Raw genomic sequence first — 25,575 nt, 5'->3', positions numbered from 1 at the left:
GAAGGGGGACCCATGGGTGACGGACACGCGGTACGGGCCGAGGGCCTGGTGAAGAGGTACGGCGGCAAGCACGCCCTCGACGGCTTCGACCTGGCCGTGCGCGAGGGCACCGTGCACGGCCTGCTCGGGCCGAACGGCGCGGGCAAGACCACCGCCGTGCGCATCCTGTCCACGCTGATCCGGCCGGACGGGGGCCGGGCCGAGGTGGCCGGCCTCGACGTCACCCGGCAGGCGCGCGAGGTGCGGGCGCGGATCGGCCTCACCGGGCAGTACGCGGCCGTGGACGAGGTGCTCACCGGCCGGCAGAACCTGGAGATGTTCGGGCGCCTGTTCCACCTGGGCGGCAGGCGGGCCCGGTCCCGCGCCGTCGAGCTGCTGGCGCGGTTCGACCTGACCGACGCGGGCGACCGGGGCGTGGGCAAGTACAGCGGCGGCATGCGGCGGCGCCTCGACCTCGCCGCGTCGATGATCCTCGCCCCGTCCGTCCTGTTCCTGGACGAGCCGACGACGGGACTGGACCCGCGCAGCCGCGGCGAGGTCTGGGACTCCGTCCGGGCCCTGGTGGCGAGCGGTACGACGGTCCTGCTGACCACGCAGTACCTGGAGGAGGCCGACAAGCTGGCCTCCCGCATCACCGTCCTGGACCAGGGGCGGGCCATCGCCGACGACACCCCGGACGGGCTGAAGAACCTGGTGGGCGGCGACCGGATCGAGGTCGTGGCCGCCGAGCGGGCCGGGATACCGCGGGCGGTGGAGGCGGTCGCCCGGGTCTGCGACGGCGCGCCGGAGGTGGACGAGGAGGCGCTGCGGGTGCACGCCCCGGTCACCGACCGGGTGCGGGCGCTGACCGAGGTGGCCCGCGCCCTCCAGGACGGAGGCGTCGCGGTGGAGGACATCGGCCTGCGCAGGCCCAGCCTCGACGACGTCTTCCTGCGCCTGACCGGCCACGGCACGGAGGCGACGGGGACGGGCCCGGCGGCGTCGCCGTCGGAGGAGAAGGAGGCGGTGCCGGCATGAGCACCCTCGACCTGGCGACGCCCCCGCGGGAGCACGGCCGCCTCTACTGGCTGCTGGCCGACTGCGCCAACATCGTCCGCCGCGGCCTGACCCACTACCAGCGCCAGCCCGTCAACATCGCCTGGCAGCTCGGCTTCCCGATCCTGTCCGTCCTCCTCTACGGCTACGTCTTCGGCAGCGCGATGACGGTGCCGGGCGGCGGGGACTACAAGGACTTCCTGATGCCCGGCATGTTCACGATGACCATGGCGTTCGGCTTCATCAACACCGCGACGCTGGTCGTCCACGACTCCACGAAGGGCGTCATCGACCGTTTCCGGTCGATGCCGATGACCTCCTCGGCGGTGGTGGCGGGCCGCGGCGTGACCGACCTGGTGGTCGCGTGCGCCGAGTTGACGATCCTGATGCTGACGGCGCTGGCCATGGGCTGGCGCCCGGACGGCGGCTGGGGCTTCCTGGCCGCGTTCGGACTGCTGCTGTGGCTGCGGTTCGCGCTGATCTGGCTCGGCGTGTGGCTCGGTCTGCTCGTCCCCAACCCCGAGGCGGCGGGCGGCCTGTTCGCGGTGGCGTTCCCGCTGACGATGATCTCCAGCATCTTTGTCGCCCCGCAGCTCATGCCCGACTGGCTGGGCTGGGTGGCCGCCTGGAATCCGATCTCCTCCACGGCCGCGGCGGCCCGCGACCTGTTCGGCACGCCGGTGGGTGGCGGCGACTCGTGGGTCGAACAGCACGCGCTGCTGATGTCCTGCACCTGGCCGCTGGCGCTGACGCTGCTCTTCCTGCCCCTGGCGGTACGACGCTTCCAGCGGCTGAGCAAGTAGGGGCGCCACCTGGCGACCGGGCGACCGGGAGAACTGGGACGGGGGCCGGGGCCCGGGGCCGGGGCCGGGGGTGGAGACCGGAACGGCCGCGGATCTCCACCCCCGGTTCCACCCATGGGTCCAGGAGTTGCGGGCCTGGTCAGAGCAGCCTTGGGGGCATGACAACGACTGAGTGGATCACCGACATCGCCCTCGTGCTGGTCGTCTTCCGGCAGCTGCGGGAAGGCAGGCTCGACCACAGGACCTTCCTGATCCCGCTGGGGATCGTGGCCTTCGTGGCGTACTCGTACCTGGACTCGGTGCCGACCGGGGGCAACGACCTCGTACTGATCGCGGCCTTGACGGGCGTGGGCGCGGTGCTCGGCGTCGCGGGCGGCGTCTACACCCGGATCCGGGCCCTCGACGGGCACCTCATGATCAAGGCCGGCGCCGTGTCGGCGATCCTGTGGGTGCTGGGCATGGGGGCCCGCATGGGGTTCCAGATCTGGGTCGAGCACGGCAGCGGCGCCGACGACGTCGCCCGGTTCAGCGTCGCTCACCACATCACGAGCGACCAGGCCTGGGTGACGGCGTTCGTGCTGATGGCGGTCACCGAGGTGGTCACGCGGGTCGCCACCATCTACGTCCGCAGCCGCCGCGCCCAGCTCGGGGCCGTACGCCCCACCGCGCCCGTGCTCGACCGTACGGCCTGATCGTGCGCTATCTTCTGCCGGTGTCCGCCACCGAGAAGCTCCCGCCCCCGGCCCCGGGGGCGGACCCGCGACCGGTCCCCGGTCAGAATCCGCGGCTGCAGTGGGGTCTGAGCCTCGCGGTCGTCGTCGTGGGAGCCGTGACGATCCGGCCCATGGGGTTCACCGGCCAGGGTCTGGCGGTCACCGCCCTCTTCGTGCTCAACTCCGCGGCCCTGCTGGCCCGGGGCCTGCCCGAGCACCGGGTCTCCCCGCGGGCGACGCTCATCTGGCTCACCCTCGGCGTCGTCGCGGCGGCGGCGCTGACCGGCGTCAGCGCCGGCGGTACGGGCTACCTGTTCGCCTACTTCCTCGCCGGGCACATCGGCTACCGCCTCGACACCAGGCCGGCCCTCGTCCTCGCGGCGACGTGCTCCCTGCTCTGCGCCGCCGTCCTGTACTTCCACCTGGGGCCGGGGAACCCGGAGCTGCCCTGGGTGCAGGGACTCACCACCGGCGTCCCGGTCGTGGTCGGCATCCTCAACCGCAGCCAGCGCCGGGCCGTGCGGTCGGCGCTCTCGGCCGCCGAGTCGGCGGAACGCGCCGCCCGTGCGGAGGCCCGGACCGCGGTGCTGACCGAGCGCGCCAGGATCGCCCGGGACGTCCACGACGTCCTCGCGCACTCCCTCGCCGGGATCAACATGCAGTTGGAACTGGCCGACGCGCTCCTGGACACCGGAGACCTGAAGAAGGTCAGGGAGGCCACGGGCACGGCACACGGCCTGGTCAAGGAGAGCCTGAAACAGGCGCAGTGGACCGTGCACGCGTTGCGGGAGGACGCGTTGCCGCTGCTGGAGAGTCTCACCGCGATGGTCGAGTCGGCGGGACACCAGGATGCCCTGACCGTCACCGGAACCGTCCGCGAGGTCCCGGCCCGGGTGACGCAGAACCTGTTGAGGATCGCCCAGGAGGCCCTGACCAACGCGGCCCGGCACGCGCCCGGCGGGCCGGTCGCCGTCGAGCTGGCCTTCACCGCCGGGTCGGTCACACTGAGGATCCGCAACGGCCCCGCCACCCGCGCGGTGACGCCGGGAGGCGGCAGCGGGATGGGCCTGATCGGCATGCGCGAACGCGTCGCCCTCCTGGACGGGAGGGTCGGCGCCGGACCGGTCACCGAGGGGCAGGACCGGGGCGGCTGGCAGGTGGAGGCAGTGATCCCGGGATGAGCGAACAGGCTGGTGAACCCGTGCAGTTGAAGGTGGTCGTCGCGGACGACCAGGCCGCCGTGCGGGAGCCGCTCGCCGCGGTGCTCGGACTGGCCGAGGACATCGACGTCGTCGCGTCGGCCGCGGACGGCACCGAGGTACTGGAGGCGGTGGCCGCCGGGCCCGTCGACGTGGTGCTGATGGACCTGAGGATGCCCGTGATGGACGGCATCGAGGCCACCCGCCGCCTGAGCGAGGAGCATCCGGAGGTGGCGGTGGTCGTCCTGACCACCTTCGCCGACGACGAGTCGATCCTGGGCGCGCTCGGTGCCGGGGCCCGCGGCTACCTGACCAAGAACGCGGGCCGCCAGGACATCACCCGGGCGATCCGGGCCGCGGGCGCGGGCCAGTCCGTACTGGACCGGGAGGTGCAGGACCGCCTGCTCGCCACGGCCCGGGCGAAGGCGCCGGCCACGGAGCAGGCGGCTCGGCAGCCCCTCCCCGACGACCTCACACCCCGTGAACGCGAGGTCCTCGCACTGATCGGCCAGGGCCTGTCCAACCGGGGAATCGCCGAGACCCTCTTCATCAGCGAGGCCACGGTCAAGACCCACATCAACAACCTCTTCGCCAAGGCCCACATCCGCGACCGCGCCGACGCGGTCCGCCGCGCCATCGGGGCGGGGCTGTCCTGATCCCTCAGGGCCCCGGACAGGGAAGGGGCTGCGACTCGTCGTCCGGGAAGCAGCTCACCAGGGCGAGGGAGAGGAACGCGGGGCGTTCGAGGTAGTAGCCGAGCGATACGTCCCCGCCCCACCCGAGGCGTGCCTCCGCCGAGGCGGCGACGCCGGACAGCCAACGGACGTCACGCTGGGCGTCGCCGCACATGAAGCGGGGCGCGTACTCGGCCAGCCGCTCACCGAGCCACCCCGCCGCCTCCGCCGGATCGGCCCAGGTGCCGCACACCTGCGCACGCGGCTTGCGCAGCCAGTTCCGCGTCTCCAACGGCGGCAGGTCGCAGGACGGGAACTCGGCGGCGACCTCGCGGTACCGCGCGACCACCTCCGGCCGGCTCCCGACGGGCGGCGGCTCGGGGTGGGGAGGGCGCCGCAGGGCCTCCTGGTCGAAGCGGGACTTGGGGCCGACCCAGAGGTAGCCGTGGTGATGCCTGTACTGCCGCACCGGCGTCCCTTCGGTGTTCCCTTCCCGACGCTTACGCCAATGCGTTCGACCTACTGCGATCGTCGGCGTTGGCGCCGGAGGGGAGCGGGAAGCTCATCCGGGGCATACTCCGGAGCTTGAAGGAAGACGCATCGTGACCGAGGTCGTAAGCCCCTTCTGGAAATCCTCGTACTCGGGGCAGGAGAACGCCTGCGTCGAAGTCGCCGACACCGCACCCGGCGGGCGCGCCGTACGCGACAGCAAGCAGCACGAAGGCCCCCTGCTCACCGTCTCCCGCGACGGATGGCGCGCGTTTCTGCGCCAGTTCGCGTAGGCGTTCACCGCGGGCGGTAGGAGGTGGCCAGGACCGAGACGGTGATCCGGTCCGGCAGAGCCCCGCGACCGGCCAGGTCCTCCTGACCGAGGTGCCGCGCGCTGGGCGTCATGCCCACCAGGTCGACGGCTTCCTGGCGGGTCAGCTCGGCGGTGTACTCAAGGCGTCGGGTTCCTGCGGCTTCGAAGAAGGGGCCCAGTGCCCGGTGCAGGCGCCGTTCCTTGTCCGGGTCGATCGTGACCATCCCCGTTACGTGAGCGCGTAGTTCGGCCAGGTGCTGCTGGGTGGGCCGGACCACGATCAGGCGGCCGGACCCCCGCAGGACGCGGTGAAACTCGTGCGGGTTGCGCGGCGCGAACACGTTCAGCACCACGTCGACCGCCTGGTCCGCCAGCGGAAGGGGGCGGAAGACGTCCCAGCTTGCCGCAGCGGCTCGCTCGTGGGACCGCGCGGCCGAGCGCAGCGCCCGTACTGATGCGTCCAGTCCCAGGCCCCGTGCGGTGGGAAGCCGGTCGAGCACGCCGGCGAGGTAGTAGCCGGTGCCGCAGCCGGCATCCAGGACCGTTCCCCGAGTGGACACGGCCTCGGCGGCCAGGTGGGTCAGGACTTGGCTGACGGGGGCGTACGTGCCGGTGGCGAGGAACCGGGTCCGGGCCTGGACCATGGCGGTGTCGTCGCCGCTGAGCGCGCGAGCGCCGGTCAGGAGGCTGACGTAGCCCTGGCGGGCGATGTTGAAGGTATGGCCCGTCGGGCAGCGCAGTGCGCCTTGGGCGGGGCGGAGAGCGGCGCCGCACACAGGGCAGCGCAGCGTGTCGAGAAGTGGTGCGAGGGCAGGGGGAAGCACGGCAGGCACGAGACGCTCCTGGCAACGGTGAGGAAAGGGGGCCGTGCCTGCGCGTGTTCTCGGGACCGCGTTTCAGCAGCAGGAAGAAGCGGTGCGGGACGTAGCAGGCACACCTGGGAGGGCGACGTCGGTCGGCGTCGCCCTCAGCGCCTCGTCGTTACAGAGCCTGGTCGTGCGGGGTCCTCATCCGGCCAGCCTAACGCGGAGGTGCGCCCGGCGGATCGTCCTTTTTCGGGGGGCGATTGGACAGTCTGTCCCGCGCGACACGCCGTACAGGAGGCGTGTCGCGCGGGACGAACTGTCCAATCGCGTCGGCTCACGGGGCCGGGCAGGTGTTCTTTCCCGGTACCTGGTAGGTCCGGTACAGCGGGGACTTGTCTCGGCGTTCCACCGGGAAGGTCACTATGGGTACCGGCTTGCACACCGGCCACAGGCCGTCGACCCGCTCGGTCCCGGCACTCGCTTCCGCCCCGGCGCTCTCGTCGACGAACGTGAAGACGCCGCTCGCGCCCGGTACGCAGCCGGCGGCACAGTGCTCCAGGGGGCTGCCCCGGCGGAGTTCGTCGTAGACGTCGTTGTGGGTCACGGCGTCGATGTCGCTGTCCCGGGCGGCCGCGACGGCGGTTCCCACGGCGGTGAGCGCGTCGTGGTACATCACGGCGTATCCGTCGTCGAGGGCGTCGGGGCCCTCCTCGAAACGCTCGTCGTAGGACGCGGCGAAGCGGGCGAAGGCCTTGGGGACCTGCTTGTCGCCGACGGCGCCGGCGTGCCACCCGGGTGCGTCGACGGCGACGGCGGTCACGATCTCGATGTTGTTGCGTTCGGCGATCCCGCGCATCTTCTCGCTCTCGGTGACCGGGTCGCGGCCGGTGCTGACGCGCAGGATGCGCAGCGGCTCGTCGTCCGAGCCCCGGTCGCAGGAACTGGCCTCGTCGATTCTCTTCAGGAAGGGCGGCAGATCCGCGTCGCGGCCCGCCAGGAACACGGTGCGGGCGTCGACCGCGCACATGGCGTCCACCGCCCGCCGGAAGATCTGCGGTGTGCCCTGCGAGGGCCCCTTGATGCCCTGGTAGGTCTCGGTCCGCCGTTCCACCTCGTCGGGGGTGATGCCGTACTGCTCGCCGAACTCCCGGCGGAAGGCCCGGCGGAGGTTGGCCACGTAGTTGTCGTCGCGGTCGTCGGCGATCATGAACGTGTTCTTCCGGTCGACCTCGTTGGCGCTCACATAGCGCTGGAGCGCGTCGACGAGCTGGTCCGTGGAGGGCGAGACCTTGAACAGGTAGGGGTTCTCCATCTCGCGGGAGCTGAGTACGGCGCTCACCGCCGGGATCTGCGCGGGCCCGAGACCGTCCTCGACGGCGTCGAGCGTGGCGTCGTCGCTGTTGGGGAAGCCGATGGCGGCCACGACCGGTGCGTCACCCCCGCGCCGGGCCGCCAGCGCGTCGGTCACGGTCTTCCAGTGGCTCAGGTCCTCGCCGACGTTGGCGAAGAGCAACTGGACGGCGGTGTCCCCGTCGTTCTGGGATTTCTGGGCGACGTAGGCGCCCTGGAGGGAGTGCAGGATCAGCTCCTGCGACATGGCCGCGCCGGGGCTCTGCGCGGTGTACGGCATGACGACGGCGACGCTCACCACCGGCTTGCCCGACGTCCGCGCCCTCTCGTTCTCGCCCTTGATGAGGCCGAGGATGTCGCCGAGGTTCGGGTCGAAGGAGTACGCCTCGGCCGTGACGCCGATGCACTCCTGGCCCGCACGCCGCAGGTCCCGGTTCGCGGTGCAGTAGTCGCGGTGCTGCCGGTAGCTGTCCAGGCCCCACCACGCACCGGCCGTCGTCAGGGCGGCGACCAGCGTCCACAGGACCACCACGTCGACCAGGCCGAGCACCCGGAAACGGAGCCGCCGTGGCAGCCAGCGCCAGGTCCGCCGGTCCCGCAGCCCCCTCATGCCGCGCCTCCCCTGCGCGCTCCTTCTCCCTGCCAGCGGTGGTCCAGGGGCCAGTCCTCGCCGTCCTTGACCGCACGGGGCCAGCGGATGGCGGCCTGGGCGAGGACCGCGCGGCCGGTCAGGTGCTGGGCGGAGAGGAAGGACAGGTCCTGGCCGATCCGGTCGACCAGGGGCCGGTCGGCCTCGGCCAGTTCGTCCGCCGCGTACCACAGGGCGTGCAGCAGCCGGTTGACGGCCTGCTTCTCCAGGCCCGTACCCGGGTCGGCCCGATACTGGAGCAGGTCCCGGCGTCCCCGGGCGACCTCCTGGCACTGCTCGAACCAGCTGTTGCCCGGCGGGCGCGGCGCATGGGCGACGGTCCGCAGGACGTGCAGCCAGTCGACCGCGTCGCCGTCGTGCCGGAGGAACTCCGCGTGCAGCCGGTCGACGACCTCCGGCGCCTGCCCCGCGGCCAGCCGGTGCCACAGGAAACGCGACCACTCGTCGCGCGCCGACCGTCCCGAGCGGCCCTCCGCCCGCTGCCGGTGGTGGTCGGCGAGCAGGGCGTGCGCGCCGGACCAGTCCACGCCCCGGCCGCCGCGTCCGCTGCGCATCTGGTGCACCAGCAGCGCGCGCAGAAAGCGGTCGGTGATGAAGGGCCGGCTGCCCGGTCCGCGCGACCAGCGCTCCCGCTCCAGCTGGGCGGCGGCACCGTCGGCCGCGGGCAGCCCGTCGATGCGGCGCGGCACCCATCGCTCGGCCAGCCGCTCGGCGGCCTCCCGGTCCCAGGCCAGGGAGAACAGGCACAGCTCGTCGTGGTATTCGCTGCCGACGAGGGTGTCGAGCAGCCCCCAGACGACGGACTCCCCGGCCCTGCTGGAGTGGGCCAGGTCGAGCAGTTCCTCGGCCGCCACCCACTCCTCGGTACGGGACCGGTCCACCACCGCCTCGCACAGCCTGCGGGCGCCCATCGGATGCCCCCGGGTCAGGTCGTGCACCGCGTTGGCGATGTACGGGTCGAAGGAGGCGCGGTCGTCGCGCCTGAGCATCCGCTCCAGGTGCTCGCACTCCAGCGGGGGCAGCGGCAGGAGCAGTACGCCCGCCGAGGGCGCGGTGCCGTGACGGGTCCAGCCGGAGTCCGTGCCCATGTCGTGCAGTGAGCGCCGGGCCGCCTGCGGGTAGGGGGCGTCCTCTCCGGCGGGGCCGTCGCCCCGGGCGTCCGGAGCGTCGTCGCCGTGCAGCTCGGTGGCGATCACCACCATCCGGTCGCGGGCGCCGCCGGACCGGGCCCGCTGCTCCAGGAGCAGTTCGAGGAAGTCGCGGCCGGCGTCCGTGTGCACGTTGTCCAGGAGCACCAGGGGACGCGGGGTGCGGTTCGCGCGCCGTAAGCGCCCGTAGCGCACGTCCTCCAGGAAGGCCGCCGTCAGCATGCGTTCGACGCCGCGGCGGAAGCCGCGGCCCTGGTGGAACTCCTGGCACATCCGGGCCACGGCCGGTGCGCGCTCCGCCGCCGGCACCGGGCGCGGCTGTCCCGAGGCGCCCGGAGGCAGTCCGCGCAGCCGGTTGTCGGCCTCGCTGCGGTAGGTCTCGTACCAACCGACCAGCCGACCGGAGGCGAGCCCCGGGGAGTGCCTGCGGCGCTGTCCGCCCAGGAAGGTGCGCACGGCCGCCTCGGGGAACGCCGCGGGGTCGGGGGAGCCGCCGTCGGGGGGTGCGGGCAGCGCGGGGCGGAACAGCGCGTCCCAGGTGGGGCGCGGCCGCGTGTCCGGCGGAACGCCCATCAGGGTGGCCGCGTGCCGGTCGGCCACCCGCAGTTCGCCGTCGTGGCCCGGGCGGCGGGCGGACACCACGGCGAGCAGGCCGGCGGTGGTACGGGGGAAGCGCAGCCCGCCGAACCCGGCGACGGGACGGGACAACTGGGCGACCAGCTCGACCAGCATCTCCACCGCGTAGGAGTTGTTGGACATCTCCGGCCCGACCCTGGCCTGTTCCTGCAGCTCCGTGCAGTTGATCCGGGCGAAGGGCACGCGCGGGCCCGGCCAGGTGCCGGTCTCGGGTGCGTAGGCCTGCTGGAGGTCGTCCAGCATGGCGCTCTTTCCGGTGCCGTGCCGGCCACTGAGGAGTACCACCGGCAGGTCGTCGGCGAACTCGTGGTGTGCGCGCCTGCGGTGGCGGTCGCGGTCCAGGCCGACCATCCGTGGCACGAGCCGGTGCAGCACGGGCTGGCGTGCGTACACCTCCGGGATCTGACTGTCCGCCGTCGGCGCCGGGCCGAAGGGGGCGGTCATCCCAGCCTCAGCAGGGAGCCGAGGAGGTCCGACAGCATGCCGGAGGCCATGTCCCGGCCCATGGAGCCCACCGACCTCGAACCGGCCTGCACGAGGTCCCGGCTGTGCTCCAGGAAGCGCTCCACGGCGCCCGGATCGGGCTCGGCGCCGCTGCGCGAGGCATCCGTCAGCGCGGCGGCGAGGTCGCGCACCTGCCGCAACTCGCTGTCGCTCTCCGAGAGATCGGGGCGGGACGCCTGCACGAGCCTGGCCAGCTGCTCGAAGGAGAGGAAGACTCCGGCGCCCTGCTCCATGACGCCGACATGCATGGGGGCGGGCAGGTCCAGGTGGTCCTTGGCGTAATCCAGGTCCTCGAAGGCGAGCTGCCGGCCGCAGTAGAAGGCCTCCCGCGCCCAGAGGAAGTCCTCGGCACCGGCCCCTCCGTCGCCGTACTGGCCGACCCGGTCCCACCAGGCGAACAGGGCCGCCTTGGCGTAACGGCGGCGGGACTCGCGGTCGTCGTACGCCTCGTCCCACACCCCCGCCTCGTCGAGGCCCGTGGTGGTCGGACTGACCAGCGGCGGTACGGCGCCGGAGTCGTTGTGCACGGTGATCCAGCCGAGCGCGGCCAGGCGTTCCACGACGTCCTCGACCAACTCCAGGGTGCAGCGCTCGTGGTGGGCATAGGCGGAGCTGGCCACACGGTGCCCGTGAGTCTCCCCGGTCTCCTGGCGGAGCCACAGCAGGAACCTCGCGGACGCGGCACCGGTCTCGTCGTAGACCGGCGACAATCCGTTCGTGGGCACCGCTCCGGATCTGATCATCGTTGTCCCCCAACTCCCGTGACCAGCCATGTGCGTTCGCCTTCCCAGAGGGAGGAATTCAAACACGTCACATTTGACGTCAATGTGCCCGACGCCCTCTGTCACCGTCCTGGTGACGGCTGCGGGTAACAGCTGGACGTACTACTTGGCCCACATGTACGCCAAGTACCGGCTGCCGCCGTTCCTTCTGGTGGTGTGCAAGGACAAGGTGACCGCGTCCTGGGCGGCGGAACCGATCCGTGTGGGGCGCGGCTTTCATACGAGCATGGTCGTCTTCCCGCTGGTTCTGGGGCCTGGAAGTCTCCCCGTGATCACAGAGCCGGACGAGGCGGCTCAGGACCTTGCAGTTGCCGTCTTCTCCGCACTCGCCCACGCCACGGATCCGGGGCTGACTGCCATACTGGAAGCGCTGGCGTCAGGAGTGGCGTACGACGCCGAGAAGTCCGGGTCCGCGGTCAACGGGGAGACGGGCGAGGGCGGGGACGTGGACCGTGTGGACTGGGCGGAGATCGTCGAAATCGGTCTGGGCGAGGGCTCAGGTCGTGAGTACTGGAGGCATCTGATGGCCACTTACACCCCAAACTTCCCGGGCAGCAAGACGATCGTCGAGGAGTCCTGGCTCGAGGGCCGCGCCAAGGGGCAGGCCGAGGGCAAGGCCGAGGACATTCTGCGCATCCTTGAGGTGAGGGGTGTCGAGGTTCCCGACAGCGTCCGGGAGCGGGTCACCGGGTGCACCGATCTCGACGTCCTGGGGGCCTGGTTCGACCGCTCCCTGAGCGCGGCGCATGCCGAGGAGCTGTTTGTCGAAGGGTAGAGCGTACAGAGGGCGCCCGGCGTTCCGCCGGGCGCCCTCTGACGTAGTACTGCGGGCGACTACAGCTTCTCGATCACGTAGTCGACGCACTTCGTCAGGGCCTCGACGTCCGCCGGGTCGATCGCCGGGAACATCGCGACGCGCAGCTGGTTGCGGCCGAGCTTGCGGTACGGCTCGGTGTCGACGACTCCGTTGGCGCGCAGCACCTTGGCGACGGCCGCCGCGTCGATGTCGTCGGAGAAGTCGATCGTGCCGATGACCTGCGAACGCTGGGCCGGGTCCGAGACGAACGGCGTGGCGTACTTGGACTGGTCGGCCCAGGTGTACAGGCGGGTCGAGGAGTCCTTGGTGCGGGCGGTGGTGAAGTCCAGGCCGCCCTGGCCGTTCATCCAGTCCAGCTGCTCGCCCAGGAGGAAGAGCGTGGCGAGGGCCGGGGTGTTGTACGTCTGGTTCTTGCGCGAGTTGTCGATCGCCGTGGGGAGGGAGAAGAACTCCGGAACGTGGCGGCCCGACGCGTGGACGCGCTCGGCGCGCTCGATCGCCGCCGGGGAGAAGAGGCCGATCCACAGGCCGCCGTCGGAGGCGAAGGACTTCTGCGGGGCGAAGTAGTAGACGTCGGTCTCCGAGACGTCCACCGGCAGGCCGCCGGCGCCGGACGTCGCGTCGACCAGGACCAGGGCGCCCTCGTCGGCGCCCGCCACCCGCTTGACGGGCATGGCGACGCCGGTCGAGGTCTCGTTGTGCGTGAGGCCGTAGACGTCCACGCCGGCCTCGGCGCGCGCCTCGGGGTGCGTGCCCGGGTCGGAGGAGACGACGGTCGGCTCGGCCAGCCACGGGGCGAGCTTCGCGGCCTTGGCGAACTTGGAGGAGAACTCGCCGAAGCTCAGGTGCTGCGACTTGTTCTCGATCAGGCCGTGCGTCGCGACGTCCCAGAACGCGGTGGAACCGCCGTTGCCGAGGACCACCTCGTAGCCGTCGGGGAGCCGGAACAGCTCGCGGACGCCCTCGCGGACCTTGCCGACCAGGTTCTTGACGGGCGCCTGGCGGTGGGAGGTGCCGAGCAGGGACGTACCGGTGGCGGCCAGGGCGTCCAGCGCCTCCACCCGCACCTTGGAGGGACCCGCGCCGAATCGACCGTCCGCGGGCTTGATGTCAGCAGGAATCTGGATCTCAGCCACGTGCCGGAGGGTATCCCCTCGGCCAAACCGGACGAAGCCATGTCCGTCCGATGAGACGAGATCTCCGCCGTACGGACATGTACGGACCCACGAGCGCTCATGCTGGAGGAATGAGCGATCTGGAGGCAGCACTGCGCAGGGCCGTCGGCGGCGAGGTCGGGTTCGACGTCACCTCCCGGGCGCTGACCACCATGGACGCGTCCAACTACCGCAGGGTCCCGCTCGGTGTCGTGGCACCGAGAGACGCCGACGACGTGGCGGCCGTCCTCGACGTGTGCCGGGAGCGCGGGGTGCCGGTCGTGGCGCGGGGCGGCGGCACGTCGATCGCCGGGCAGGCGACGGGGACGGGGGTGGTGCTCGACTTCACCCGGCACATGAACCGGCTGGTCGGTCTCGATCCGGAGGCGCGTACGGCCGTCGTCCAGCCGGGGCTGGTCCTCGACCGGCTCCAGCGGTCCGCCGCCCCGCACGGGCTGCGCTTCGGGCCCGACCCCTCCACCCACAGCCGCTGCACGCTCGGCGGCATGATCGGCAACAACTCCTGCGGCTCCCACTCGGTGGCCTGGGGCACGACGGCCGACAGCGTGGGGGAGCTGTCCGTCCTCACCGCGCGGGGGCGCCGGCTGCGGCTGGGCAGGGAGTGGGCCGGGGCGCCCGAGGGCCTGCGCGACCTGGTGGACGGTGACCTCGCCCGCCTGCGCACCGGCTTCCCCGACCTCCCGCGCCGCATCTCCGGCTACGCGCTGGACGCGCTGCTGCCGGAGAACGGCGCCGACGTGGCCCGCTCCTTCTGCGGCTCCGAGGGCACGCTCGGCGTGGTCACGGAGGCCGTCGTACGGCTGGTCGAGGCACCGCGCGCGCGTGCGCTGGCGGTGCTGGGCTACGCCGACGAGGCCGGGGCGGCGGAGGCCGCGGCGGGGCTGCTGCCGCTCGGCCCGCTGACGGTCGAGGGCATGGCGGCGGACCTGGTGCCGTCCACGGAGGGGCTGCCCCGGGGCGGCGCCTGGCTGTTCGTGGAGACCGGCGGCGACACGGGGGCGCAGGCACGCGCGCGTGCCGAGGCGGTCGTACGGGCCGCGGACGTCGTGGACGCGCTGGTGGTCACCGACCCGGCCGGGCAGCGGACGCTGTGGCGCGTACGGGAGGACGCGAGCGGTACGGCGACGCGGATGCCGGACGGCGCGGAGGCGTGGCCCGGCTGGGAGGACTGCGCGGTGCCGCCGGCGCGGCTGGGCGCCTACCTGCGCGACTTCCGGGCGCTGCTGACCGCCCACGGCCTGCGCGGCACGCCGTACGGACACTTCGGCGACGGCTGCATCCACGTACGGATCGACTTCGACCTGCTGACGGACGCCGGGGTGGCCCGCTTCCGGCGCTTCTCGGAGGAGCTGGCGGACGTGGTCGTGGCGCACGGGGGCTCGCTGTCGGGGGAGCACGGGGACGGACAGGCGCGCGCCGAACTGCTGCCCAGGATGTACGGCGCGCAGACGGTGGCCCTCTTCGAGCGCGCGAAGGCCGTCTGGGACCCGGACGACCTCCTCAACCCCGGCATGCTGGTCCGCCCGGCCCCGCTCGACGCGAACCTGCGCTTCGCCGTCCTGCCGCGCGAACCGGTGGACGTGGAGTTCGGCTACCCCTCCGACGGCGGCGACTTCTCGGCGGCGGTGCGCCGCTGCGTGGGGGTCGCCAAGTGCCGTACGACGTCGGCGGCGGGCTCCTCCGTCATGTGCCCGTCCTTCCGGGCGACGGGGCAGGAGGAGCACTCCACGCGGGGCCGCGCCCGCCTGCTGCACGAGATGCTCGCCGGGGAGCTGGTGACGGACGGCTGGCGGTCGACGGAGGTCCGCGACGCCCTGGACCTCTGCCTGTCCTGCAAGGGCTGCCGCTCCGACTGCCCGGTCGAGGTGGACATGGCCACGTACAAGGCGGAGTTCCTGCACCACCACTACGAGGGGCGTCGCCGCCCGGCCGCCCACTACGCGATGGGGTGGCTGCCGGTGTGGCTGCGCTGGGCGGCCCGGACGCGGGCGGCCCCGGTCGTCAACGCGCTGGCCTCCGTGCGGCCGTTGGCGGCGGTGGCGAAACGGCTGGGCGGGATCGCGGGGGAGCGGGAGGTGCCTCGGCTGGCGGGGGAGACGTTCAGCAGGTGGTGGCGCGGGCGGCACCGGGGGACGGCCGGTGGCGGCGACCTGGTGGTCCTGTGGCCCGACACCTTCACCGAGCACCTCTCGCCCTCGGTCGGCCGGGCGGCGGTACGGGTGCTGGAGGCGGCGGGGCTGCGGGTCGTACTGCCGCCGACCCTGCGGGGACGCGCGCCGGTCGGCGACGGCGCGTCGAGGTCGGCCCTGGCGCTGCTGACGGCGCGCCGGGGACAGGTGTGCTGCGGCCTGACGTACGTCTCGACCGGCCAACTGGACCGTGCCCGCGCGGTGATGCGCCGCACGCTCGACCTGATGGGCCCGGTGCTGGAGACGTCCGCGCCGGTCGTCGTCCTGGAACCGAGCTGCGCGGCGGCCCTGCGCACGGACCTGCCCGAACTGCTGCACGACGACCCGCGCGCCGCCCGGCTCGCCTCCCGCGTCCTGACCTTCGCGGAAGCCCTGGAGCGCCACGCCCCCGGCTGGAGGCCGCCCGCCGTGGACCGTCCGGTCACCGGGCAGACCCACTGCCACCAGCACGCGGTCCTGGGCGACGCGGCCGACCGCCGCCTGCGCGAGGCGGCGGGCCTGAGCGGCGAGTTGACCGGCGGCTGCTGCGGCCTCGCGGGCAACTTCGGTTTCGAGGACGGCCACTACGAGGTCTCCGCCGCCTGCGCGGAGGACCAGCTGCTGCCGGCGGTGCGGGAGGCGCCGGACGGGGCGGTGGTCCTGGCGGACGGTTTCTCCTGCCGGACCCAGCTGGAGCAGCTGGCGGGGGTGCGGGGGCGGCATCTGGCGGAGGTGCTGGCGGAAGGGCTGGGCGGGTCCGGTATGGGCGCGCGCTGAGCCGGCTCCGCACGCCAAAAAGCTCAGCAGGTTGGCTCTCTAGGTCAAGAGCTGACCTAGAGGGTTCCTAGCGTGGGTCCCGACCGACGGAGCAGGAAAACACCGGAAGGCGGAGACCATGAACTTCGACGAGCGGACCACCGGCCCGGCCACCCGCGACGAGTCGGCCGACGCCCAGGCCGTCCCGGCCGTCACTGGTGAACGGGCCGACCTGCTGGAGGCGCTCGCCAAGCAGCGCCACTTCCTGCGCTTCCCCACCCGCGACCTCACCGACGAGCAGGCGGGGCTCCGGACCACCGCCGGCGAGCTCTGTCTGGGCGGCCTGATCAAGCACGTGACGTCGGTCGAGCGCGGCTGGGCGGAGTTCATCCGCACCGGACCGTCGGCGATGCCGGACTTCACGGCGATGACCGAGGCCGACTGGGCCCGGCGGGCCGACGACTTCCGGATGCTCCCCGGCGAGACGCTGGCCGGTGTGCTGGCCGCGTACGCCGAGGTGGCCGGCCGCACCGACGAGCTGGTCGCCACGCTGCCGGACCTGGACGCCGCGTGGCCGCTGCCGAAGGCCCCGTGGTTCGAGGCCGGCGCCGAGTGGTCGGCCCGCCGGGTGCTGATGCACATCGTCGCGGAGACCGCCCAGCACGCCGGCCACGCCGACATCCTCCGCGAGTCCCTGGACGGGGCCAAGAGCATGGGCTAGCGGAGTTCCGGCTCGCGAGGGGCCTGAAACGAGAGGCGGCGGACGGTTCCTCTCCCAGGAGGGAGGAGAACCGTCCGCCGCCGAGTGGCTCGTGCGGGCCTGAGGGCTCGCACGAACCCCGGGGTCAGGCATGCTTGGCCGGCAGCAGGCCGATTTCCTTGAGCCGCTTGTTGGAGCAGCGGGCGGCCCACGCGACCACCAGGAGAGCCACGGCGAGCAGCGGGAAGCCCATGAGGATCTTGGCGGCGCCCAGCTCGTTGACCTGGTCGGTGGCGTAGAAGTACTGCTGGACCGCGAACCGGGCGCCGAAGACGGCGGTGAGCGTCAGGGTGGCGATGTCGTAGTACAGCCGCGAGCGCCGGTCCGCGCGCCAGATCTGGCCCTTTCCGGTGGCGGCGTTCCACAGCACGCCGGCCAGCGGCCACCGCACCAGGACGGAGGCGAGGAGGAGTACGGCGCCGGCCAGGCTCGCCCAGATGCCGATGAGGAAGTAGTCCTTGGCGGACCCGGTGAACCAGACGACACCGGCGGCGACCGCGACACCGAACACGCCGCCGATCGCGGGCTGCACCGACTCCTTGCGCGCCAGGCGCCACACGCCGATCGCCACCGCGAAGCCGAGGGCGGCGAGGACCGACCCGGTGATGCCGGTGAAGTTGTGGGCGACGACGAAGGCCAGTGCGGGCAGGGCCGAGTAGACGACTCCTGCGGGGCCGCCCGCCTGGTCGAGGACCGAAGGCCGCTGCGGGGGCGCCGCCTGATCCGTCTGCGTGCCGGACTCTGTTGCCGGGGAGGTCGTGGTGTTCATGGCGGTCAGTTCTCCCGAGTTCAGTGGGGGACGATGCGGTGTCACTGTGTCGCTTAGTGCCATCTTGGCATTTAGTGACAGTCCAAGCAAGCCCTCTTAGTGTGATGCAGGTCACATGTCCGTTTCCTTGGGCGGTCGACCCTTCCCTGTTGCGGGCTGCGGGTTCGCTTGACCCCTTCTGCCCCTAACCGTGCGACTCGAACGGGCAGTTGACTGCTCGGGCCGGAAAGGCGTCGGGGGGCGTGCTTGCGGTCCGTGTCATTAAGTGACACTGTCATTAAGTGACATCCGGGCCTTCGGTGCGGCACGCCCCCTGGCCCGCCACCGCAAGCGTCGATCGCCGAGGAGAACACCATGACCGCGACCCTGCCGCAGCGGCTGTACTTGATCTGCTACTCGGTGGACAAGGGCAAGTTCAAGCTCGACGACATGCAGGGGCGCGGGCAGCTGCTGCGGGCCGGTGCCCTCACCGAGCTGGCCCGCGACGGTCTGCTCGGCATCACGGAGAAGAAGGTCGTCCGCAAGCCCGGGAGGGCGCCGCACGACCCGTTCGCCGCCTCCGTCTGGCAGGACCTGCCCGACAGCACGCCGAAGAACTGGCTCCGGTTCGTGCACAACAAGGCCCACACGGCCGAGACGCCGGTGCGCGACCAGCTCGCCGCCGCCGGGGAGGTCACCGTCTCCCGCGGCAAGGTGATGGGGCTCATCCCGGCCGACCGGGTCGCCGTCAGCAACCCGGAGGAGGTGACCGCCCTTCAGGAGCGGGTGCGCGGGGCCGTGCTGGACGGGGCCGACCCGGCGTCCGTTCCCTTCGAGGAGCTGACCATGGCCGTGTTCACGGCCGAGCTGGAGACGAGCAGCGTGTGGAGCAACGCGGAGCTCCGCACCCACAAGCAGGCGCTCAAGGCGCTCAAGGCGCGGTACGACGAGTCCGTCCCCGGCCTGCGCAAGGCCCTGCGCGACTCGTACCTGTCGAGCCGGGCGGTGGGCGGCGGCTGGAGCGCCTGAGCCGGCGCCCCGGGCGGGACCCGGGGTTCGTTGCGCGCGTCCGCCGGCCGTGTTTGGCTCGCCCGATGAACCTTCTGCTGACGGCGAGCGGCCTGCGCAACGAGACGCTCCGGGACGCGCTGCGCGACATGCTGGGCAAGCCGTTCGGATCGGCGAACGCCGTGTACGTGCCCACGGCGTCGGTCGCCGAGCCCGGGGATCACGGGTGGGTCGTCGCGGACATGAACCGGATGTACGGCCTCGGCTGGCGGGAGTTCGACATCCTGGAGCTGAACGGCCTTCCCCGCACGATGGTGCTCGACCGGCTGCTGAACGCCGACGTCATACACGTCGGGGGCGGCAGCCACTACCACCTCGCGCGCAGCATCACCGGCAACGGCCTCGCCGACGGCATCCTGGAGGCGTTGGAGAGCCGGGTCTACGTGGGGTTCAGCGCCGGGTCGATGATCTTCAGCCGCCATCTCACCGCACACTCCGCCGACGGCATCGGGGACACCGCCGACCTCCACGCGCTCGGCGCGACGACCGTGGAACCGCCGTTCGGCCTCTTCGACTGGTACCTCAAGCCCCACCTGTACTCGCCGGACTTCCCCGAGCGGGACGACGCCTGGGCCGATCGCATCGCCGCGCGGGCGGACTTCCCGGTCTACTTCCTCGACGACGAGTCGGCCGTCCGCGTCCGGGGCGGCGAGGTGGACGTGGTCTCCGAGGGCCGGTGGCGGCTCCATCCGTGACGGCCCCTGCCGGGCGGCGCCGGGGTGGCGTACGGCGGTGTCCGCGACCCCGCCCCTGTGCCACACTGCACCGTTCGACGGCCGTGGGAGGCCGTCAAAGGGAGGGTGAGCCCCGGTGCGAAGACTTGGCCTCGCGGCCGTAGGCGTCGGTACGGTCGTGTTGCTGATCACCAGCTGCGGTGGAGGCGCGAGCCGTGCCGACACCGCCCCGACGGAGCCGGACGGCACGGGCGCGTCGGTCTCCGCCTCGCCGGCGGCTCGACAAGGCGGGACCAACGGCAAAACGGTCGAGCAGGTCGAAGAGGACCTGCGGTCCGCGACCGCGTCCCTGGGCGATCTCGTCGTCCTGGACGACCCACTGGGCCGGGACTGCCGTGTCAACGCCGCCCTGCCGACTCGCGAAGTCCTCGACTCCGGGGCGGTGCAGGACATCATCCACCGGCTGCAGCGACGGGGCTGGACGCCCGACGGCCCCGTCGAGCGGATCTCCGACGGCCCCGGTGAGATGAGCATGGGCAGCGCCGAGGCCGGTGACTGGGAGGTGCTGCTGGGCACGGCGCCCGTTCCCGAAGAGGCCGAGCAGGCGTACGCGCCGAACAAGGGTGCCGTCACCGTCAGTGCGAGCGCTCAGTGCGGCCCCGCCGAGAACCCGATCAAGAAGAAGTCCGCGGACTGAGGGCCCGACCCCCGCCTTCGGGCAGGCTGAGGCTTCCCCCGCCGACGCCTCCCGGCCCCCGGCCTCCCGGCCCCCGGCTTCCGCAGGCGAGGCGATCGAGGCCGTCGAAGTACCCGGCGCACGAGGGATCAGAGGCTGAGGACGAGCTTGCCCCGGAGGTGGCCGGCGTCGAGCAGCCGGTGTGCGTCGGCGACCCGCTCGAACGGGAACGTCTCCTGCACGTGGACTCGGAGCCTGCCCTGCTCGACGAGGTCGACGAGGCCGTGCAGGGCGACCGGGTCGGGGTCGACCGCGATGCCGCTGAAGCGCATGCCCGACGCCTCGTACCGGGCGACGAGCCGTGCGTCGTCCTCGGCGACCGCCGTCACCAGGTGGCCGCCCGGACGGAGCACCGCGAGAGACCGCTCGGCGGTGTCGCCGCCGATCGTGTCGAGCACGACGTCGATGTCGCGGGCCGCCTCGGTGAAGTCGACCGCCGTGTAGTCGATCACCTCGTCGGCGCCGCACTCCTCGGCGAACTCCCGCTTGTCCCCGCCGGCGGTCGTGATCACGTGCGCGCCCAGCGCTTTCGCGATCTGGATCGCGACGTGACCGACCCCGCCGCCCCCGCCGTGGACCAGGACGCGGTCGCCCTCGCGCACGCCGGCGAGGTCGACGAGGCCCTGCCAGGCCGTCAGCCCGACGACCGGCAGCGCCGACGCCTCGACGTGCGAGAGCGACGCCGGCTTGCGTACCAGGTGCAGCGCCGGCGCCGACACGACCTCGGCGTACGCGTTCGCCGCCCGCGGGAACAGGGGCATGCCGAACACCTCGTCGCCGGGCCTGAACCGATACGTCAGCGACCCTTCCGCGACTACGCCGCTGATGTCCCAGCCGAGGACGAACGGCGGCCGGCCGAGCAGCGGGGGGAACTCGCCGGCGCGCACGAGCGCCTCGATCGGGTTCAGTCCGATCGCCTTGACGCGGACGAGAACCTCGGTCGGGAGGGGCCGGGGCTCGGGCGCGTCCACGACGGTGAGCACCTCGGGGCCGCCGAGCGTCTGCTGGGTGATGACTCGCATGATTTTCCTGCACTCTCCTGGTTCGGACGGCCGAGACGGCCGAGACGGCCGAGGTGGCCGAGACGGCCGAGGTGGCCGAGACGGCCGAGGTGGCCGAGACGGCCGAGGTGGCCGGGACGGCCGAATGGGGGAGTGACCAGGCTAGGTTTCCGACAGGAACCCGCAGGTACCGTTGGCGCCATGAGCGGTTTCGGTCCTGGTGATCCCTTTCTCGCCGACTGCCCGGGGCGTCTGACGGTCGAGCTGATCGCCGACAAGTGGACGGTGGTCGTGCTCGCCGGTCTCAGCAGGGGACCGGTGCGTCACGGCGAGCTGATCGAGCTGATCGGCGGCATCTCCCGCAAGGTGCTCACCCAGACCCTCCGCCGGCTCGAGGCGCACGGACTCGTCCGCCGCCACGCCTACGCCGAGGTACCGCCCCGCGTCGAGTACGAGCTGACCCCGCTCGGGGCGTCGCTGACCGGGCCGATCCACGTGCTGACCGAGTGGGCCAGGGAGAACGTCGACGCGGTGCTCGACGCGCTCGACGCCGGTCCCGGGGCGGTCGCGCACCGCGGCTGAGGGCTCGGCCGGGGTGCCGGCGTGCTCACGCCTCCAGGGTCAGGGCCGAGGTCATCGATGCGAAGGAGCGGCGCAGCAGGGCGGGGAGTTCGCCCGGTGCGCAGTCCGGCAGCCACTCGTCCAGGGTGCAGTGCCAGGCGGCCACGAAGAACTCGATGAGCAGCCGCAGTTCGAGGCGGTCCGGTACGCCCAGCCGGCGGACGAGCTCCTCCTGGACCTCGGCGCAGTGCCGCAGGGCGTGGCCGTCGAGCGCCGGTGAGTCGGCGACCAGCCGGAGTGTGGGAGGGAAGCGCCGGTACCAGTCCTCGTCCATGCGCTCCAGGGTGGCCAGCATGGCGCCGAGGAGGACGTCGGCCAGCGGTCCGGACTTCTCGGCGGCGTCCACGGCCTCCAGGTAGGCGTCCCAGAGCTGTTTGACGGCGGTGAGCGCCACGTCCTCCTTCGAGCGGAAGTTGCGGAAGAAGGTCCGCCGGGAGACCTCGACCTGCTCAAGGAGCGCGTCCAGCGGGGTGCCGTCGAATCCGCGTGCGCCGAAGAGCGTGACGGCGGTGTCGGCCAGGGCCCGGCGCGTGCGCTGCTTCTTGCGCTCGCGCAGGGTGACCGGCTCTTCGGCGGAGGTGGAAAGGGCGGAGGGGGGCATCGGACGGATTCTAGCGCGCGTGCCTGCGATGTGCATATGCTCTACTGGAGCCAATGCCACACTGTGGCACTTTCGCTCCCGCGTCAGAATCCCAAGGTCATCCGAAGGTGAAAGGCACCCCCATGCGCGCACTCGTCGTCGACCACGCCTCGCCGGGACATCTGACGCTGGCGGAGGACGTGCCCGAGCCGCGGCCCGCCGCCCACGAGGCGCTCGTCCGGGTCGAGGCCGTCTCCCTGAACTCCGGCGAGGTCCACGCCGCGACCCGGCCCGAGACGCCCGACGGCACCGTGCTCGGCTGGGACGCGGCCGGTGTCGTCGTACGGGCGGCCGCCGACGGCTCCGGCCCGGCCGAGGGGGAGCGGGTCGTCACCGTCGGGTACACGGGCTGGGCCGAACTGCGGGCCGTGCCCGCCGCGCTGCTCGGCACCGCCCCGCAGGACGCCGACCCCGGTGCGCTCGGCACCGTCCCGGTGGCCGGACTGAGCGCCCTGCACGTACTGCGCCGGATGGGGCCGGTGCTCGGCCGCCGCGTCATGGTCACCGGCGCCTCCGGCGGTGTCGGGCGGTACGCCGTCCAGCTGGCCGCCCGCGCGGGAGCGCACGTCGTCGCCGTCAGCCGGGACCCCGAACGGGCGGACGCGCTGCGGGCCCTGGGCGCGCACGAGGTCCACCCGGAGCCCGCCGACGTACGGCAGCCCGTGTGGGCCGTGCTCGACAACGTCGGTGGACCGCACCTCGTCGACGCCTTCGCCGCGCTGGAGGCGGGCGGCACCCTCGTCAGCGTGGGCCGCTCCTCCCGGGCCGACGCCGTGTTGTCGCCGGACGTCCTGCTGGGCGACGGCGGGCGGCACGACCGGTCGATCCGCACCTTCTTCCTCTTCGGCGACCCCGGCGCCGACTTCTCCGCGGACCTGACCTGGCTGGCGCACGAGGTCGCCGCGGGCCGGCTTGACCCGGGCATCAGCTGGCGCGGCCCCTGGACGCGGCACGCGGAAGCGGTGGAGGCGCTGCTCGGCCGACGGCTGCACGGCAAGGCGGTTCTCGACGTCGGATGAGCGGGCCCGCCCCGGGCGGAACGCGGGCCGAGCGGGGCGCGGGCTCGTCGCCGGCGTCTCCCGCGTCGCCGTCGTCGTCAGAAGTCAACTCGGCTGCGAACATGATCACATGAGACTTCCGCTGCGCGTCGTCCTGTGGATATACATCGCGTTCAACCTGGCACAGACCGCCGTGCTCGCGTTCGCCCCCGAGGTCATCGACCGTGCCTACCTCGGCGGGGAGATGACTCCCACGCGGCGCTTCCAGTGGTACGCCGTGGCCGGTTACCACGTGCTGATCATCGCCGTCACCGTCATCGCGATGGGCCTCGAACGCGCCGCCGACCGCCGCAGACTCGTCGTCGTCAACGCGCTGATGTACATCCTCTGGGACGCGGCCTCACAACTCGCCTACTGGGGCGGCGCCATCGGCATGGCCACCTCCGACCTGCTGGTCAACTCCGGCGTCAGCATCGCGGGCGGCGCAGCCCTGCTCGTCGTGGCGTGGCGGGACCGGGACGCCGGGGCGGCGCCGACCCGGTGACGGCGTGGGACGGGACCCCGCGTTCCCGTCAGGGCGTCGTCTCGCCCCGTATCAGCGGCACGCACACGGGCTGGGCGTCCGCGGGGAGGTCGTCGGGGCGGCACCAGCGGGCGTCCAGGATCTCGGCCGGGTCGAGGCGCAGTTCGCCGCCGAGCAGGCGGGCCTCGTAGGCCACTTCGAGGCGGGTGCGCAGGCCGCTGTTGAGCATGACCAGGCGGCCGACCTCGACGTCCAGGTCCGTCTCCTCCTTGACCTCCCGGACCACGGTCTGGCGGAAGTCCTCGCCCTTGTGCGCGAAGCCGCTCGGCAGGCCCCACTGGCGGCCCGGCGGCCACATCCGGTGCTTCAGGAGCAGGACCCGTCCCTCGTCGTCGCGCACGACGCCGGTCACGCCGACCACGTACTTGGCGTGCAGCAGCCACATCAGGCGGCTCTGCACGGGGCGCAGCAGGCGCCAGAGGCGGGTCAGGAGTCGTCTCACACGGCGGACGGTACCCGGTCGGCCGCCGGCCCGGCCGGGCGGTCCCTTCCGCCTCCGGTTCGCCTGGCGGACACGCGTTGACAGGTGAGTCTCCGGGACCTGACAGTTGCGTAAGAGAGCGACGTGCCTGACAGGGTCCATTACTCTGGACCGTGCCGTACAACGTGTTGAACTACGTCCACCCGCCCACCGTCCCGGAGCCCCCGTGAGTACCCCCAGCGCCGACCCCGGCACCCCGTCCCCGGCCGTCGCCGCCCCCGTGGGCGATCCCGCGGCCGTACTCGACTCCGGGCAGGGCGGCGGCCGTCGGGGCTCCCTCGGGCCGGTCGGGCTGGTCCTCGCGGGCGGCCTGTCCGTGCAGTTCGGCGCCGCGCTCGCGGTGACCCTGATGCCGCGGGCCGGGGCGCTCGGCGTGGTGACGCTGCGGCTGGCCGTGGCCGCCGTCGTCATGCTGCTGGTCTGCCGGCCCCGGCTGCGCGGCCACTCCCGGGCCGACTGGGGCACGGTCGTCGTCTTCGGTGCCGCCATGGCCGGTATGAACGGCCTCTTCTACCAGGCCGTCGACCGCATCCCGCTCGGCCCCGCAGTCACCCTGGAGGTGATCGGCCCGCTCGCCCTGTCCGTCCTCGCCTCCCGCCGTGCCGTCAACCTGGTGTGGGCCGGGCTCGCCCTGGCCGGCGTCTTCCTGCTGGGCGGCGGCGGCTTCGACGGCCTCGACCCGGCCGGTGCCGCCTTCGCGCTGGCGGCGGGCGCCATGTGGGCGGCGTACATCGTCTTCAGCGCCCGCACCGGACGCCGCTTCCCGCAGGCCGACGGGCTGGCCCTCGCGATGGGGGTCGGGGCGCTGCTGTTCCTGCCGCTGGGCATCGTGGAGTCGGGGGCCGAGCTGATCGACCCGGTGACGCTCGGGCTGGGCGCCGGGGTCGCCCTGCTCTCCTCCGTACTGCCCTACACCCTCGAACTCCTCGCCCTGCGCCGCCTGCCCGCCCCCACCTTCGCCGTCCTGATGAGCCTGGAGCCCGCCATCGCCGCCGGGGCCGGTTTCCTCGTCCTCGACCAGGCCCTGAGCGCCGCCCAGTCCGCCGCCATCGCCCTGGTCGTCGCGGCGAGCATCGGCGCGGTGCGAACCCAGGTCGGGCGCCGGAAGCGGCAGGCGCCGGCGGTTTCCTGACCGTGCAGGGCGCGGACCGTGCCCTGCCCACCCGTGGTACCGGGCCGCGCCGATCGAGATCGAGCCCGTCGGTGTCCGGCAGGTGGCGCCCGCCCCCTTCGGCCGATGTCACGGAG

26 protein-coding genes are annotated in these 25,575 nt (G+C 72.8%); 16 read left to right on the top strand and 10 right to left on the bottom strand.

Going from position 1 to position 25,575, the window contains the following annotated elements; translation table 11 throughout:
* The first annotated feature begins 12 nt into the window (after positions 1 to 12).
* From IG94_RS0119295 to IG94_RS0119275, 5 genes are all read left to right on the top strand, one after another.
* Positions 13 to 1,017, top strand: a complete 1,005-nt coding sequence (locus IG94_RS0119295) for a daunorubicin resistance protein DrrA family ABC transporter ATP-binding protein (protein WP_031038069.1) — start codon at positions 13 to 15, stop codon at positions 1,015 to 1,017.
* Complete coding sequence (locus IG94_RS0119290; protein ID WP_031038065.1) at positions 1,014 to 1,838, top strand: ABC transporter permease; 825 nt, start codon at positions 1,014 to 1,016, stop codon at positions 1,836 to 1,838. Before IG94_RS0119295 ends, IG94_RS0119290 begins: the two co-directional genes overlap by 4 nt.
* 158 nt (positions 1,839 to 1,996) lie before the next feature.
* Positions 1,997 to 2,530 carry a hypothetical protein gene (locus IG94_RS0119285; protein WP_031038062.1) on the top strand — a complete coding sequence of 178 codons (534 nt, stop codon included), beginning with the start codon at positions 1,997 to 1,999 and terminating at the stop codon, positions 2,528 to 2,530.
* A 2-nt stretch (positions 2,531 to 2,532) separates the two neighbouring features.
* Positions 2,533 to 3,732 (top strand): sensor histidine kinase, encoded by a 1,200-nt coding sequence (locus IG94_RS0119280; protein WP_043484040.1) that lies wholly within the window; start codon positions 2,533 to 2,535, stop codon positions 3,730 to 3,732.
* Complete coding sequence (locus IG94_RS0119275; RefSeq protein ID WP_031038057.1) at positions 3,729 to 4,406, top strand: response regulator transcription factor; 678 nt, start codon at positions 3,729 to 3,731, stop codon at positions 4,404 to 4,406. Before IG94_RS0119280 ends, IG94_RS0119275 begins: the two co-directional genes overlap by 4 nt.
* A 4-nt stretch (positions 4,407 to 4,410) precedes the next feature.
* On the opposite strand, the gene IG94_RS0119270 is transcribed toward IG94_RS0119275, so the two are convergent.
* Complete coding sequence (locus IG94_RS0119270; RefSeq protein ID WP_031038055.1) at positions 4,411 to 4,893, bottom strand: hypothetical protein; 483 nt, start codon at positions 4,891 to 4,893, stop codon at positions 4,411 to 4,413.
* A 133-nt stretch (positions 4,894 to 5,026) separates the two neighbouring features.
* On the opposite strand from IG94_RS0119270, the gene IG94_RS0119265 reads away from it, so the two are divergent.
* A complete protein-coding gene (locus IG94_RS0119265; RefSeq protein WP_031038052.1) occupies positions 5,027 to 5,206 on the top strand; it encodes a DUF397 domain-containing protein in 180 nt (59 codons plus the stop codon).
* 4 nt (positions 5,207 to 5,210) lie between these two features.
* Here IG94_RS0119265 and IG94_RS0119260 read toward each other — a convergent pair whose 3' ends face one another.
* From IG94_RS0119260 to IG94_RS0119245, 4 genes are all read right to left on the bottom strand, one after another.
* On the bottom strand, positions 5,211 to 6,059 hold the full coding sequence (locus IG94_RS0119260; protein WP_031038049.1) for a putative RNA methyltransferase: 849 nt from the start codon (positions 6,057 to 6,059) through the stop codon (positions 5,211 to 5,213).
* Positions 6,060 to 6,366: 307 nt separating this feature from the next.
* Positions 6,367 to 7,992 carry an ABC transporter substrate-binding protein gene (locus IG94_RS41775; protein ID WP_031038046.1) on the bottom strand — a complete coding sequence of 542 codons (1,626 nt, stop codon included), beginning with the start codon at positions 7,990 to 7,992 and terminating at the stop codon, positions 6,367 to 6,369.
* Entirely contained in the window at positions 7,989 to 10,259 is a 2,271-nt protein-coding gene (locus IG94_RS0119250) for a hypothetical protein (protein ID WP_031038043.1), read from the bottom strand. Before IG94_RS0119250 ends, IG94_RS41775 begins: the two co-directional genes overlap by 4 nt.
* Entirely contained in the window at positions 10,256 to 11,044 is a 789-nt protein-coding gene (locus IG94_RS0119245; RefSeq protein ID WP_157852277.1) for a hypothetical protein, read from the bottom strand. The genes IG94_RS0119250 and IG94_RS0119245 overlap by 4 nt, the downstream gene beginning before the upstream one ends.
* Positions 11,045 to 11,216: 172 nt before the next feature.
* Here IG94_RS0119245 and IG94_RS0119240 point away from each other — a divergent pair, with 172 nt between their 5' ends.
* Positions 11,217 to 11,876, top strand: a complete 660-nt coding sequence (locus tag IG94_RS0119240) for a hypothetical protein (RefSeq protein WP_169752371.1) — start codon at positions 11,217 to 11,219, stop codon at positions 11,874 to 11,876.
* Positions 11,877 to 11,935: 59 nt separating this feature from the next.
* Here the strand turns inward: IG94_RS0119240 and serC are convergent, their stop codons facing one another.
* Positions 11,936 to 13,054 (bottom strand): phosphoserine transaminase, encoded by a 1,119-nt coding sequence (serC, locus tag IG94_RS0119235; protein WP_031038035.1) that lies wholly within the window; start codon positions 13,052 to 13,054, stop codon positions 11,936 to 11,938.
* Positions 13,055 to 13,164: 110 nt separating this feature from the next.
* Between serC and IG94_RS0119230 the strand changes: the two genes are divergently transcribed.
* A complete protein-coding gene (locus IG94_RS0119230) occupies positions 13,165 to 16,038 on the top strand; it encodes an FAD-binding and (Fe-S)-binding domain-containing protein (RefSeq protein ID WP_031038033.1) in 2,874 nt (957 codons plus the stop codon).
* Between the two features lie 118 nt (positions 16,039 to 16,156).
* On the top strand, positions 16,157 to 16,738 hold the full coding sequence (locus IG94_RS0119225; protein ID WP_031038030.1) for a DinB family protein: 582 nt from the start codon (positions 16,157 to 16,159) through the stop codon (positions 16,736 to 16,738).
* A gap of 124 nt (positions 16,739 to 16,862) precedes the next feature.
* Here IG94_RS0119225 and IG94_RS0119220 read toward each other — a convergent pair whose 3' ends face one another.
* Positions 16,863 to 17,546, bottom strand: a complete 684-nt coding sequence (locus tag IG94_RS0119220; protein ID WP_031038027.1) for a DUF3159 domain-containing protein — start codon at positions 17,544 to 17,546, stop codon at positions 16,863 to 16,865.
* Between the two features lie 354 nt (positions 17,547 to 17,900).
* Here IG94_RS0119220 and IG94_RS0119215 point away from each other — a divergent pair, with 354 nt between their 5' ends.
* The 3 genes from IG94_RS0119215 to IG94_RS0119205 all read left to right on the top strand — a co-directional run bounded on the left by IG94_RS0119215 (position 17,901) and on the right by IG94_RS0119205 (position 19,964).
* The gene (locus IG94_RS0119215) at positions 17,901 to 18,554 is read left to right on the top strand and encodes a GOLPH3/VPS74 family protein (protein ID WP_031038024.1); all 654 of its coding nucleotides are present in this window, start codon (positions 17,901 to 17,903) and stop codon (positions 18,552 to 18,554) included.
* Between the two features lie 65 nt (positions 18,555 to 18,619).
* Positions 18,620 to 19,288 (top strand): Type 1 glutamine amidotransferase-like domain-containing protein, encoded by a 669-nt coding sequence (locus IG94_RS0119210; protein WP_031038022.1) that lies wholly within the window; start codon positions 18,620 to 18,622, stop codon positions 19,286 to 19,288.
* A gap of 115 nt (positions 19,289 to 19,403) precedes the next feature.
* Positions 19,404 to 19,964, top strand: a complete 561-nt coding sequence (locus IG94_RS0119205) for a hypothetical protein (RefSeq protein WP_063763396.1) — start codon at positions 19,404 to 19,406, stop codon at positions 19,962 to 19,964.
* 128 nt (positions 19,965 to 20,092) lie between these two features.
* Here IG94_RS0119205 and IG94_RS0119200 read toward each other — a convergent pair whose 3' ends face one another.
* On the bottom strand, positions 20,093 to 21,025 hold the full coding sequence (locus tag IG94_RS0119200) for an NADP-dependent oxidoreductase (protein WP_031038018.1): 933 nt from the start codon (positions 21,023 to 21,025) through the stop codon (positions 20,093 to 20,095).
* A 180-nt stretch (positions 21,026 to 21,205) separates the two neighbouring features.
* On the opposite strand from IG94_RS0119200, the gene IG94_RS0119195 reads away from it, so the two are divergent.
* Positions 21,206 to 21,586, top strand: a complete 381-nt coding sequence (locus IG94_RS0119195) for a winged helix-turn-helix transcriptional regulator (protein WP_031038015.1) — start codon at positions 21,206 to 21,208, stop codon at positions 21,584 to 21,586.
* Positions 21,587 to 21,611: 25 nt separating this feature from the next.
* Here IG94_RS0119195 and IG94_RS0119190 read toward each other — a convergent pair whose 3' ends face one another.
* Positions 21,612 to 22,226, bottom strand: a complete 615-nt coding sequence (locus tag IG94_RS0119190; RefSeq protein WP_031038013.1) for a TetR/AcrR family transcriptional regulator — start codon at positions 22,224 to 22,226, stop codon at positions 21,612 to 21,614.
* A 122-nt stretch (positions 22,227 to 22,348) separates the two neighbouring features.
* On the opposite strand from IG94_RS0119190, the gene IG94_RS0119185 reads away from it, so the two are divergent.
* Positions 22,349 to 23,284, top strand: a complete 936-nt coding sequence (locus IG94_RS0119185; protein ID WP_031038009.1) for a zinc-binding dehydrogenase — start codon at positions 22,349 to 22,351, stop codon at positions 23,282 to 23,284.
* Between the two features lie 109 nt (positions 23,285 to 23,393).
* Positions 23,394 to 23,807, top strand: a complete 414-nt coding sequence (locus tag IG94_RS0119180) for a hypothetical protein (protein ID WP_031038006.1) — start codon at positions 23,394 to 23,396, stop codon at positions 23,805 to 23,807.
* Between the two features lie 28 nt (positions 23,808 to 23,835).
* Here the strand turns inward: IG94_RS0119180 and IG94_RS0119175 are convergent, their stop codons facing one another.
* Entirely contained in the window at positions 23,836 to 24,288 is a 453-nt protein-coding gene (locus IG94_RS0119175) for an NUDIX hydrolase (protein WP_031038002.1), read from the bottom strand.
* Positions 24,289 to 24,493: 205 nt separating this feature from the next.
* Between IG94_RS0119175 and IG94_RS0119170 the strand changes: the two genes are divergently transcribed.
* Positions 24,494 to 25,459: an EamA family transporter gene (locus tag IG94_RS0119170; RefSeq protein ID WP_031038000.1), complete on the top strand. Its 966-nt coding sequence runs from the start codon at positions 24,494 to 24,496 to the stop codon at positions 25,457 to 25,459.
* Positions 25,460 to 25,575 lie beyond the last annotated feature (116 nt).

The organism is Streptomyces olivaceus (assembly GCF_000721235.1).
Taxonomy (GTDB): Bacteria; Actinomycetota; Actinomycetes; order Streptomycetales; family Streptomycetaceae; genus Streptomyces; species Streptomyces olivaceus.
This window is presented reverse-complemented; position numbering and strand designations above follow the sequence as displayed.